Source organism: Longispora sp. NPDC051575 (assembly GCF_040681875.1).
Lineage (GTDB): Bacteria > Actinomycetota > Actinomycetes > Mycobacteriales > Micromonosporaceae > Longispora.
Window position 1 is genome coordinate 568,384 of record NZ_JBFAZP010000003.1, and the last position, 12,232, is coordinate 580,615.

General features: G+C 73.5%; 10 protein-coding genes. 5 read left to right on the top strand and 5 right to left on the bottom strand.

Annotation, left to right across the window (positions count from 1 at the left end; translation table 11 throughout):
• The first annotated feature begins 14 nt into the window (after window positions 1-14).
• The 3 genes from AB0M43_RS10005 to AB0M43_RS10015 all read left to right on the top strand — a co-directional run bounded on the left by AB0M43_RS10005 (window position 15) and on the right by AB0M43_RS10015 (window position 2,402).
• Window positions 15-683, top strand: a complete 669-nt coding sequence (locus AB0M43_RS10005; RefSeq protein WP_363722942.1) for a response regulator transcription factor — start codon at window positions 15-17, stop codon at window positions 681-683.
• Window positions 684-1,012: 329 nt separating this feature from the next.
• Entirely contained in the window at window positions 1,013-1,504 is a 492-nt protein-coding gene (locus tag AB0M43_RS10010; protein ID WP_363722943.1) for a SigE family RNA polymerase sigma factor, read from the top strand.
• Between the two features lie 10 nt (window positions 1,505-1,514).
• Window positions 1,515-2,402 (top strand): hypothetical protein, encoded by an 888-nt coding sequence (locus tag AB0M43_RS10015; RefSeq protein ID WP_363722945.1) that lies wholly within the window; start codon window positions 1,515-1,517, stop codon window positions 2,400-2,402.
• Between the two features lie 167 nt (window positions 2,403-2,569).
• Here AB0M43_RS10015 and AB0M43_RS10020 read toward each other — a convergent pair whose 3' ends face one another.
• The 4 genes from AB0M43_RS10020 to AB0M43_RS10035 form a co-directional block, all read right to left on the bottom strand.
• Complete coding sequence (locus AB0M43_RS10020) at window positions 2,570-3,652, bottom strand: FAD-dependent oxidoreductase (protein ID WP_363722947.1); 1,083 nt, start codon at window positions 3,650-3,652, stop codon at window positions 2,570-2,572.
• Window positions 3,653-3,745: 93 nt separating this feature from the next.
• On the bottom strand, window positions 3,746-5,017 hold the full coding sequence (locus AB0M43_RS10025) for a hypothetical protein (protein ID WP_363722948.1): 1,272 nt from the start codon (window positions 5,015-5,017) through the stop codon (window positions 3,746-3,748).
• Between the two features lie 128 nt (window positions 5,018-5,145).
• Window positions 5,146-5,472 carry a CU044_2847 family protein gene (locus tag AB0M43_RS10030; protein WP_363722950.1) on the bottom strand — a complete coding sequence of 109 codons (327 nt, stop codon included), beginning with the start codon at window positions 5,470-5,472 and terminating at the stop codon, window positions 5,146-5,148.
• 11 nt (window positions 5,473-5,483) lie between these two features.
• Window positions 5,484-9,071: a serine protease gene (locus tag AB0M43_RS10035; protein WP_363722952.1), complete on the bottom strand. Its 3,588-nt coding sequence runs from the start codon at window positions 9,069-9,071 to the stop codon at window positions 5,484-5,486.
• A 385-nt stretch (window positions 9,072-9,456) separates the two neighbouring features.
• On the opposite strand from AB0M43_RS10035, the gene AB0M43_RS10040 reads away from it, so the two are divergent.
• Both AB0M43_RS10040 and AB0M43_RS10045 read left to right on the top strand, forming a co-directional pair.
• Complete coding sequence (locus AB0M43_RS10040) at window positions 9,457-11,256, top strand: caspase family protein (RefSeq protein WP_363722953.1); 1,800 nt, start codon at window positions 9,457-9,459, stop codon at window positions 11,254-11,256.
• 41 nt (window positions 11,257-11,297) lie between these two features.
• The gene (locus AB0M43_RS10045; RefSeq protein ID WP_363722955.1) at window positions 11,298-11,669 is read left to right on the top strand and encodes a hypothetical protein; all 372 of its coding nucleotides are present in this window, start codon (window positions 11,298-11,300) and stop codon (window positions 11,667-11,669) included.
• A 26-nt stretch (window positions 11,670-11,695) separates the two neighbouring features.
• Here AB0M43_RS10045 and AB0M43_RS10050 read toward each other — a convergent pair whose 3' ends face one another.
• Complete coding sequence (locus AB0M43_RS10050) at window positions 11,696-12,199, bottom strand: HIT family protein (protein WP_363722957.1); 504 nt, start codon at window positions 12,197-12,199, stop codon at window positions 11,696-11,698.
• Window positions 12,200-12,232: the final 33 nt, after the last annotated feature.

The window sequence follows — 12,232 nt, forward strand, 5'->3', positions numbered from 1 at the left end:
CGGAGGAAACCCCGATGCGAGTGGTACTGGCGGAGGACCTCGGCCTGCTGCGCGAGGGACTCGTCCGGCTCCTCGAGGCCCATGACATCGAGGTCGTCGCCGCCGTCGACAACGGGCCCGGACTCCTGAGCGCCCTGTTGCGCCACCGCCCCGACCTGGCCGTGGTCGACGTCCGGCTGCCGCCCACGTTCACCGACGAGGGCCTGCGCGCCGCGCTCGCCGCCCGGGAACAGATCCCCGGCCTGCCCGTGATGGTGCTGTCCCAGTACGTCGAGCAGCTCTACGCCCGCGAACTGCTGGCCGACACCCGGGGCGGCATCGGGTACCTGCTCAAGGACCGGGTCTCCGACTTCCGCGAGTTCCTCGACGCGGTCCGCCGGGTGGCGGCCGGCGGCACGGCCCTCGACCCGGTGGTGGTGTCCAAACTCCTCGGCCGGCAGGAACGCGACGTCGGCGTGCGCCGGCTGAGCCCCCGGGAACGGGAGGTCCTCGGGCACATGGCGCAGGGGCGGTCCAACGCGGCCATCGGGGCGGCGATGGTGATCACCGAGAAGGCCGTCGGGAAGCACACGAACAGCATCTTCGCGAAGCTGGGGCTGCTGCCGTCGGAGGACGACAACCGGCGGGTACTGGCCGTCCTCGCCTATCTGCAGGCTCCGCCGGATCCGGACCGGGCGCGCTGAGGGTCGCGCGGGCTTCGGCGGGCATTGCCGCGCGGGCTTCCGGGGAGGGCATCGGCGAGCGTGCCGGGCGTGCTTTCGGGCAGGGCCTTCGCGGCGTGCCGGGCAGGCCTCAGGGAAGGGCCTTGGCCAGCGCACTCGGGCAGACCTCCGGGCACGGCCTTCGCGGGCGTGCCGGGCGTGCTCCGGCAGGCACGCCGGGCAGGTCCGCACGGTCACACCGGGCGGGTCGGTAGTCCGCGCCGGACGGCCGGCGGGAAAGTCCGGCCGGCGGGCAACCCCGTCACGGGTGGGTTCCGTTCTTCTGGACAGGAGCCGACGGAGGGATCTTGATGAGGCGTTCGGAGGAGGCCGCGTACCGCGAGTACGTGGTCGCCAGGATGGACCAGTTGCGCCGGGTGGCGTACCTGCTCTGTCGCGACTGGAACACCGCTGACGACCTGGTGTCGACCACGCTGCTGAAGCTGTACCGGCACTGGCGGCGCGCCGAGCGGATGGAGGGGCTCGACGGGTACGTCCGGCGGATCCTGCTCAACGCCTGGATCGACGAGCAGCGCCGGCCGTGGCGGCGCGAACAGGTCGCCGAGGAGCTGCCCGAGGTACCGGTCACCGACGCCGACCTCGCCGGCGACACGGACCTGCTCGCGCTGCTCGGTGAGCTGCCGCCGAGGAGGAGGGCCGTCCTCGTGCTCCGGTTCTACTGCGGGATGTCGGTCTCGCAGACCGCCGAACTGCTGGGCTGTTCGGAGGGCACGGTGAAGAGCCAGTCCTCGAGGGGGCTCGACGCCCTGCGTCCGCTGGTCAGCCGGCTCGAAACCACCTAGGAGCATTGTCGTGTACCAGAAACAGTTCGACGACGCCATCGGCGCCCCGCCGCCGCCGGCGGTCGACCTCGAGGCACTGATCGTCCGGGGCCGGCGCGGCCAGCGGCTGCGCGTCTGGGGCGCCGCGGGCGGGCTCGCCCTCGCGGTCCTCGCCGGCACCATCGGGGTCGGGGTGCTGGTCGACGGCGGTCCGGCACCGGCCGGGCGGGGCACCTTCGCCGCCCAGCCGACCGGAACGGCCACCCCCCGGCCGGCGTGGTCCCCCAAGGAGCCGCCCCTGGTCTCCGCCGGGCCCGACGGCCACATGCCGACCCCGCCGCCGCCGAGCGGCACGCCGATGACGCAGGCCCAGGCCGACCGGTTGACGGCGGTGCTGCGGGCGGCGTTCACGGCCGCGGCGCCCGGCACCCAGATCACCGGCACGTCGATGAAGGGCCCGGACTACGGTTCGCTCGCGTTCATGACCGGCGGCACGACGGACGCGTCGGCGTCCGGGGACCTCACCGACGCGGCCGGCCCGGGCGGGTTCCTGATCGTCCTCGAACGGGGCGAGGACGCCCCCACCCGGTGCTCGGAGGTGTCCGCCTACGGGGACCACCGGTACCGGACCGGCTGTGTCGAGTCCACCGGGCCGAACGGCGAGTCCGTGCTGGCCATGACGTACGACGACCCGGCCGGCGACGGCCTGCACTGGGCCAACGGCGGCAAGGAGTTCGAGGTGCTCGTGGTGCGGCCCGGTGGTGGCGTGGTGACCGTGTGGGCCATGAACGTCAGTTGGAACCGGGTGCTCCAGCACCAGGGGGCCAAGACCGAGTTCGACGCGACCCGGGCGACCCCGCCGCTGACCCTCGACCAGCTGAAGGCGATCGCGCTGGCCCCCGGCCTGACGATGCCGTGACCCGACGGTTCCGCCCGGGGTGCCCACGGGGGCGCCCCGGGCGGAACCTCGCGCGCCGGAACCGGGCCTGGGCGGGATTCCATGCCGGGTCGGCGGTGGTCCGGGCTGAGCGGGGCAAGACTCGACGGGTACCGGTCACCCGGTGACCGGTACCCGTCGCATGGTCTTCAGGGGGTCAGTGCCGGGGCCGGCCCGTCGAGCAGGGCGCGGATCTCGCGCGCCGCCGCCCGGCCCGCCCGGTTCGCCCCGATGGTGCTGGCCGAGGGCCCGTAGCCGACCAGGTGCACGCGGCGGTCCCGGACCGCCCGGGTGCCGTCCAGCCGGATCCCGCCGGACGGCTCCCGCAGGCGCAGCGGCGCGAGGTGCGCCACGGCCGGCCGGAACCCGGTCGCCCACACGATCGCGTCGGCGCGCTGGAACCGGCCGTCGGCCCAGCGGACCCCGTCGGGGGTGACGGCCTCGAACATGGGTTGGCGGTCGTACACCCCGCGCGCGGCGGCGGCCCGTTCCTGTTCGCGCAGGTGCAGCCCCGTGACGCTCACGACACTCTGCGGGGGCAGCCCGGCCTCGACCCGCTCGGCGACCAGGGCGACGGCGGCCCGGCCCTGCTCCGGCCCGAACTCCTCGTCCGTGCGCCACAGCGGGGGCCGGCGGGTGACCCAGGTCGTGTCGGCGTACACGGAGATCTCGGCCAGGAGCTGCACGGCGGAGTGCCCGCCGCCCACCACGACCACGTGCTGCCCCGCGAACTCGGCGGGCCCGTGGTAGCCGGCGGTGTGCAGTTGCCGGCCCCGGAACGTCTCCGCCCCCGGGTACCACGGGACGAACGGCTGGTCCCAGGTACCCGTCGCGTTCACCACGGCCCTGGTCAGCCACGTACCGGCGTCGGTGTCGACCTCCAGCAGCGTGCCGTCGACGTCGCGGACGGCGGTGACCCCGACCGGGCGGAGCACGGGGAGCGCCATCGCGGCCTCGTACCCGGAGAAGTAGCGCGGGACCACGTCGTTGGCCCGGTCCCGGTCGGCGGCGTCGGGGACGGCGGTGCCGGGCAGGTTGGCGATGCCGTGCACGTCGTGCATGGTGAGGGTGTCCCAGCGGTGCTGCCACGCGCCGCCAGGCCGGGCGTTGCGGTCGAGGACGACGAGGTCCTCGAAGGGCCGCAGACCGGCCCGCCCGAGGTGGTACGCCGCGGACAGGCCGGCCTGCCCGGCCCCGATCACGACGACCCGCACCGTACGTTGTTCGCTCACCTCCGGGTCAACAACCGGGAGGCCGGCTTCCCTGCCAGCGGGTGGCCGACGCCACTCTCCGCCAGGGCCCCGGCCCAGCGGTGGGGCCCTGGTTCAGTTCTCGGAGTCGCCGGAGAACAGGATCATCAGCACCACGGCCGGCAGGGCGACGGCGATCGCCAGCCCGACCTTGAGGAGTACCGGCCGGGCGATCCGCGCGCCGTGTTCGTTGAACCACCGCCGGCGCTGGAACAGCAGGCTCAGTATCCCGACCCCCGCGAGCAGCACCACGAGTGAGACGTCCACGGTCGGCGCGTAGTTCGCGAACCCGCTGGCCAGGATCCGCTGCGCCGCGTCGGGCAACAGGAGCTCGAAGCCGGGGGTGGGCGGGGGCAGTGCCCCGATGCCGGGCGTGTCGGCCCAGGTCCGCGCGAACCACGACCCGAACACCGGGTCGGTGACCGCCGCCGTCAGGACCACCGACAGGGTCACGCCCACCCCAGCGGCGACGTCCGCGCAGCAGCCGGCGTCCCGTCCGGCGCCGAACGCCGACACGAACGGCACGTACACCGTGCGGCCCACCTGGCCCAGCGCCGCGACGACGCCGCCCACGACGCCGAGGACGACGGCGAGCATGACGACGGCCCACACGATCCAGGCGATCACCGGTCCGACGTACTTCGCGAGCCACACCGCCACCGCGTGCGCCACGGCCGCGATCCAGGCGAGGATCCCGTCGAACCACCCCAGCGCGCAGCCGGCGACCACGACCGCCCCGAGAGCGAGCAGGAGCAGCGCACCCAGGACGTGGTGCTCGCGCAGCACGAAGCTGACCAGCGCGTACAGGGCGAAGAGCACCGCGACTGCCAGCACCGCGACCACGATCCAGGCCAGGACCGGCGCGATCCAGTGGAAGAAGCGGGTCACCAGGTCGACGATCAGCCTTCCGAGCCGCCACAGCAGCACCGCGATCGTGGAGACCCAGGTGACCAGCGGCAGCGCGATCAGCCCGGTGACGGCCGCCGCGGCCGACACGGTCAACGGCTGCCAGGTGCGCACCAGAGCGGACCGCACCAGCGCCGCGAGCCACAGGACGGGTACGGCGAGCAGCGCGCCCTTGGTGGCCACCGTGTTGTACGGCGCGAACGCGGCGCCGCCGAACGCCCGGTTCCAGGATCCCGCCAGCTGCCGGAGGTGCTCCAGGGGCCAGTGGACCAGTGCGAGGTCCACGTCGACGACCCGGGCCAGGAACGCGAAGAACGAGGGCACCGTGGCCAGCAGGAAAGCGAGCCCCACAGCCATCGCGAACGGCACGGCGGCGGGGTGGACCCCGATGAGGTCACGCAGTCGTCGTCTTCCCTGAACCGTACCGGCCACAGTGGTCATGTCGCCCAGCGTGTCACCGGTGTTGCCGAAGGTCACCAGCCGATCGGCCCTGGCTGGCGTCGGTCACACGACAGTCGGGACCCTCGCCGGCCATGGCCGAGGCGGGGCCGCGTCGGTGACGCCCCGGGTCAGGGCTTCGGGTCCCGCTGCCACTTCAGCTTGATGGTCAGGTGTCCGTCGACCCCGGTCTTGGCGATCACCGCCCCGGCCTGCGCGTTGAACTTCACGCCGAACTCGACCTCCACCTCGTCGGGCCGCACGTCCATGTCCCGGAAGGTCTCCAGCGCCACCGACGCGGCCTTGCGGACCTGGGTGAGCGCGGTGCCGAAGGAGCCGGTGGCGGACTGGATGACGTCCCCCGCGCGGGAGACCGGGGAGATGTCCGGCCCGTCGAACTCCACCTCGACGAGGACCGCGTCCCCGGCGTCCAGTTCGAACCGCATCAACTCTGACATCGCACTCCTCGTCACGGACACACCGGGCCCTGATAGGCGCCGGACGGCACATTCTTCCTGCGGGCGGCGCCGTCCTCGTTCGGCTCGACCATCAGGGCGCACAGCCGGTCGACCCGGAACGCCGCCGAACGCTTCGGGGCGTCCCGCTCGGCCGAGGTGAGCCGCCGGAGGGGCGCCGGCAGGCCGGGGCCGGGCAGGACCGCGCCGACGATGCCGGCGCCGAGCAGGAGTACCGGCGCGTCGGGGCCCTCGGCCAGGGGAAGCAGCGCGGACCAGTACCCGCTGAATCGGGGTTCTCCGGGGATTCTCGCGCCGCCGGCCGTATTCCAGCCGGACACCGCGACCCCGCCGATGTCCACCGTGCGGATGTCGGTGGCCGTGGCCAGCGCACCGACGCCCCGCTGCCACGCCGAGAGCACCACCGAGCCGTCGGGGCTGAGCGCCAGGGCGCCCCGGCTCTCCTCCCTGGACAGTCCCGTGACCGGGCCGCCGGGCGCGCGGGAGGCGGTCCGCCAGGTCCGCAGCTCGGCGAAGCCGTCCGCGAGGGGCACCCTGGCGGCGACCGTGCCGCCGTCGAGGCTCGCCGCCGCCCCGGTGGTCCGGTCGGCGAGCGGCACCCGGAGCGGCCCGTCCCCGGCGAGGTCCGCGAACGAGAGCGCGGAGGACCCCGGGGCCGTGCCGGCGTCGTTCGGCAGCAGCTCGTCCAGGAACGCGCCCCCGGGCTCCAGCCACAGCCGGTGCACCCAGCTGCGCCACGGCAACCCGACCGGTTCCCGGCGCTGGCCGGAGCCGAGGTCCCACCGTTCCAGGGTGTTGGTGGACGACTTCGGGGCCAGCCCCAGGTCGCCGGCGACCACGACCCCCACCGACTGGTCGTCCCGGTCGATGCTGATCGACCGGATGTGGGCGAAGAGGCCGCCCATCGGCGCGGCGACGGCGATCCGGCCGCGGCTGAGGTCGTAGACGACCAGGCAGGTCACGGCGGTGGCCGCGTGCGGGACCTTGCAGGTGGGGAAGTCCTTCGGGTCCTGCTTCGGCAGCCCCTCGGCGTCGACGGGGCCGAGTTGGTACACGGGGGCGACCCACTGCACGAAGGCGATGTACCGGCCGCTGCGGCTGATCACCGGTTGGGAGGCGGCGTCCAGGGGGTGGAACAGCGCCGCCAGCGGGGCCGCGTGCAGCCGCCGCCGGGCGTGCACGTCCCAGACCATGACGTGGGGTGTCTTCCCCGCGTCGAGCAGCACCATGGTCCGGCCGTCGGCGCTCACCTGCTGGGGCAGGTCCCCGTCGCGCACGGCCCGGCCCGGCAGCAGGGTGTCGACGCCCTCGAAGTCCTCGCTGAAGGACCCGGGTTCGAAGGTCACGTCCGGATGGGTACGGAACGCGCGGAGCGCCAGTTGCAGCGCGCCGTACCCGTCCCGGTCACCGGAGAGGCGCAGCTGGGCGGCGTTCCTGGTCAGTTCGATCGCGCTGCTCTCGGCGACCTGCCCGCGCAGGTGCCCGTACCCGACCACCGAGGCGACCAGGGCCACCACCAGCGCGAAGGCCCACCGGGCGCGCCGGCCGCGTCTCCGGTTCCGGCTCAGCTGGAGGAAGTGCCGTTCGGCCGGCGCGAGGTCTGCGCCGTGACCGTCCTCCCAGTGCCGGGCGTCGCGCAGTTCCACCGACGACAGCAGCCGCCGGGCGGCGCCGTCCTCGGCCGTCCACTGCGCCCTGCGCTGCCGGAGGTTCTCCTGCCAGAGCCGGAACTCCCGGTACCGCGTCGCGTAGCCGTGCAACCGGTCCCACTCGACCACCAGGGACTCGTGCGCGAGCTCCACGCCGACCTCGGGCGCGCTGCGCAGCACGAGCAGCCGGCCGGTCGCGAGCCGCTGGGCGATCGTCCACTGGTCCTCGTCCAGCTCGTCACGCCGGGCGGTGCGCCGCACGGACAGGTCGCCGTCCGGCAACGGCCTGACCAGCTGGACCAGCAGCCGGCGCGCGGCCAGCCGGGCGGCGGGTTCCAGCCCGTCCCAGACGTCCTCGGCGTAGCCGGCCAGCGCCCCGCGCACTCCCCCGAGCTCGTCGAACGCCTCGTGGGTGAGCAGTCCGCCCCGCCGCCGCTCCCACAGCTGGGTCAGGGCGAACTGGAGCAGCGGCAGCGAACTCGGCGCGCTCTGCACGTCGTCGAGGATCCGGTCGACCAGCCCGGTCTCGTAGTCGACCGTGCCGATCGTGGCCAGCGGACCGGTGACGGCCCGGCGCAGTTCGGTCGTCGTGAGTTCGCCGAGGGTGACGGGCAGCCACCGGGCGGCCAGCTCCGCGACGGCCGGGTTCGTCGACGCGGCGGCCCGGAAGGTGTCGGCGAGGGCGACCAGCACCGAGAACCGGGCCCCCGGGCGCAGCGCCGACCCGAGGGCGGCGGTGAACGCGGCCTGCTCCTCCGCCGGGTACCCGAACAGCTCCTCGAACTGGTCGACCGCGACGAGCAGCCGCTCCGCCGGGTACCCGTCGAGGATCTCCGCCACGACGTCGGCGGTGCCGCCGGCCGCGAGCCGCTCGAAGGGGTCGGAACCGGTCAACCGGCCGAGAGCGAAGGCAAGAGCGCGCAGCGGGGTACTCCCGTCGGACGGTCGCAGCACCACGACGGCCACCTCGGAGTCCGGCCCCGCCTCCGCCCCGGGGCTCACCCGCGATCCCGGCACGCCGGCCGCGCCGGGGCCGGCCTGCGATCCCGGCACGCCAGCGGCTCCGGGGCCGGCCTGCGGTCCCGGAGCACCCGCCGCCCCCGGGCCCGCGCGGAGTCCCGGCAGGACCCCGGCCGCCAGCAGCGAGGACTTGCCGACCCCGGTGGGTCCGGTCACGCAGATCGCCGCCGTGCCCGCCCGGACCCGCCGCACGATCCGCGCCGCCTGGTCCTCGCGGCCGAAGTACAGCCCGGCGTCGCGTTCCGTGAACGGCCGCAGTGCCCGGAACGGCGACGCCCGCTCGATGACCCGCTCGACCTCCGGCCACGCCGCCAGCAGCGCGCCGACCGGGATCATGTACCCGATCTTCGGCGGCGCGCCGCCCACCTTGCGCACCACCATGCCGACCACCGCGTCGAGCCCGGGATGCCAGACGGGGGCGCCGGAGAAGCCCCGCTCGATCGTCGCGCCGCGCGCCGGATCGCTCTCGATCTCCACCCAGCCGGTGGCCACGGGCCCGCCGGGGCGCCCGTAGATCCAGCTGCCGATCTCCAGCCCGCGCGGGAAGCCGACCATGACCAGCTGGTCGTCGCTCAGGCCCCCGTACCGGGTCAGCACGAGCGGGCGGGCGCCCTCCGGCGGCGGCCCGAGCAGCCGCAGTCCGGCGACGTCCCCGGTGAGGTCCGCGCCGACCGGGGACCAGGCCACCACCTCGGCCGCGCACCGCACGCCGGGGGCCAGCAGCGGGAAGTCGACCAGGACGTGCTCCGTCGGGGGCGGGCCGTCGGGCGGGGTGCCCAGCGCGCTGGCGACGACGTGCGCGGCGGTGAGGAGGTGCCGGGGGCCGGCGAGGAAGCCCGCGCCCACGGAGGTGTCGCCGTTCCAGACCCGGACGAGAGCCGCCTCCAGGGGTACGCGTCCAGCCCCGCTCACCCGCCGCCCCCCTTCGCCACAGTGGAGCAATCCTCTCATTCCCGGTCCGGACGGCGGTACCCGACGCGACAGGCCCGGAGTTCCAGGTGCGGGTACGTGTCCAACCCGGACGCGACGAGGCCCGTGAGGACGCCTACCGACCGTCGGGTTTCGGACCCGGTACGTCCGCCCGCATCCGACTCCTGGCGTCTGTCGCCTTCTGGTCTCCGAGGTCGCCAATGTCCCGTAGTGGCTCCTACGCTGGGTGAGCACCGTCACCGCGCGCCAGGGGGTGGAATGGCCGACGAGAGACCTCTGCGGACACGGACGGGACGGTTACCGCGCTCCGGGACCGGGCGGGTCGCGGGAATCCCCACGTCGACGGCCCCCGCCCGGGCGGTCACTCGTGGGTAGGCGCCTGGCGCTGCTGATCGCCACGTACGAGCACGAGGACCCGAAGCTGACCGGCCTGGTGGGCCCCGCGCACGACGTCGAGGACCTGCGGGCGGTGCTGGAGAACCCCGACATCGCCGGGTTCGAGGTGGAGGTGCTGGTCAACCAGCCCCGGCTGGTGGTCGCCAACGCCATCAGCGACCGGTTCGCCGACAGCCGGCACGACGACACGATCCTGTTGTACTTCAGCGGTCACGGCCTCAAGAACGACAACTCCCACCTGTACCTGGCGATGACCGACACGTATCGCGACAAGCTGTCGATCACCGGGTTGTCCGCCGACCTGGTCGACGAACTGCTCGGCGCCCTCCCCTCGGGCCGGAAGCTGATCGTGCTCGACTGCTGCTTCAGCGGGGCGTACCCGACCGGCAGGCTCGGCGCCAAGGGCGTCGTCGCGGACGCGCACACGCGGGACAGGTTCGGGGGCAAGGGCCGCTACGTCCTGACGGCGTCGGACGCGATCGAGCCCGCATGGGACGGCGACCACCTGCACGGCGAGGTGAAGTGGTCGGAGTTCACCCGGTACATGATCGCCGGGCTCAGTGACGGCAGCGCCGACCTGGACGGCGACGGCGAGATCACCGTCGACGAGCTGTACACCTACATCAGCGCCCGGGTCACGAACCAGCGGCCCAAGAAATTCAGCGCCGTCGAGGGCGTCGTCGTCTTCGCCAAGAACATCAACTGGAGGCTCCCCTCCGCTCTCCGCGAGGATCTCCGCAGTCCGAACGCCCACAACCGCGTCGCGGCGGCGGAGCGGCTCGCGGGCCTCTACCAGGTCGGAAGCGACGTCGTCCGGACCCGGGTCCGCGAGGAGCTCGGCAACCTCGCCGACGACGAGCACGCGGTGGTCGCCAGCACGGCCACCCGGCATCTGAGGTCGATCCTCCAACAGCCGGACACCGCCGAATCCGACGACGAACCCCCGCCGGCCATGTCCCGCAGACGCCGCCGCCTGCTCGCCGTCGCCGCCGGGGTCGTCCTGGCGCTCGCCGCCACCGGGATGATCCTGTCGAACACGGAGCGGGGTGAACGGTTCTGCGGTCGGCCGCACCTGCTCACCGGCCCGGTCCTGGCCAAGTACAGGGAGCACCAGCGGCTGGAGAAGGAGAACGGGCGTCCGGCCGTCCTGTGCCCGGTGACCTCGGTGCGGGCGGCTCCGGTCGGCGACGGCGAGTACGCGGTCTTCGACACCGTGCACAGCGAGTACACGTCCTGGATCTACTGGAGCCCCTCGACAGGGGCCCACCTGGCCCAGGGCGAGATCGGGAAGAAGTGGGCGGAGCTGGGGCTGGTGACCGGGAGTCTCGGCTACCCGATCACCGACGAGATCGAGAATCCGGGCGGCGGACGGCGCGCGGCGTTCCAGAACGGCATGATCTACTGGCATTCGACCCGGTCGCAGGGCGCCCATCCCGTCTTCGCCGAGTTCTTCGGTGTCTGGGCGCGGCAAGGGCCGAACGAGAAGCACGAGCGCGGGCCACTCGGGTACCCGATCGGCGACGTGGTCCGGACCCCCGACGGCGGCCGGTACCAGAACTTCGAGGGCGGCGAGATCGTCGAGCACCCGACCCGGTCGAACGGCCCGCAGGCGGTCATGATCAGGATTTTCGCGGAATGGCACCGGCACGGTGGCCGCGAGGGCGCCTACGGCTACCCCGTCGGATCCGAGATCCAGGTGGGCCGCACCTACAGCCAACAGTTCGAGCACAACACGATCACCTGGGACGACGCGGCACAGCAGTACCGGTGAGCACGGCCGACCTTTCAGACCGACGCGTGGAGGTACGTGCGATGGTGGACGTCCTGTTGACCGTGGAACCCGATCCGAGATTCGACCCCGACATCGCGCACGACCTGGCACTCCGGCTGCGCGACGAGCTCGCCCAGCTCGACGTCGACTCCGCCGCCCTGGCCACCGGCGGCCCGGCACCGGTGGGCACCAAGGGCCCCGACGCCGTCACGCTGGCCGCCGTCGTCGTCGCGATGAGCGGGTCCGGCGCGGTCCTCCCCGCGCTCGTCCGCACCGCGCAGGACTGGCTGCGACGGCACACGGCGCGCCACCGGATCGTCATGACCCTCGGCGACGACAGCATCGAACTGCCGGCGCCCACCCCTGAGCAGCAGCAGTCCCTCATCGACGCGTTCCTGCGGCGCCACGAATAGCCAGGCGGCGGGCCGACCCCGCACCATCACGACGCGGTGCCCGTCGCCAACGCCGCACGCAGTTTCGCACCGAGCTCCGCCGCCTGCTCCCGGGACCACGGGATCACGCCGTTCTCGTGCATCAGCGCGTGGTACTGCTGCCGCTCGGACGGTGTCCCCGGCGTCAGCGGCGAGATGTGCCAGTGCAGATGCGTGTTGCCCTGCTGACTGCCCAGCGAGAGCAGATACGTGCGCTCGGACGGCACCACCGCCTCCACGGCCCGGGCCACCCGGTACAGCACGGCTTGCAACCGCAGGTAGGCGTCCTGGTCGAAGTCACGCACGACGTGCTCGACGTGCTCGCGCGGCGCCACCAACACGTGCCCGTACATCGTCGGATTCCTGCCGAGGAACGCGACGTGCTCCCCGTCGTCGAAGACCAGCTCGTGCTCGAAACCGGGATCCCCGTCGAGGAACTGGCAGACGAAGCACCGGATCGAACGGACATGCTCCTCATAGGCCGCCAGATCGAACGGCACGCGTTCCCGCACGTCTCGCCCCCTCGTAGACCTCTCGCCGCAACA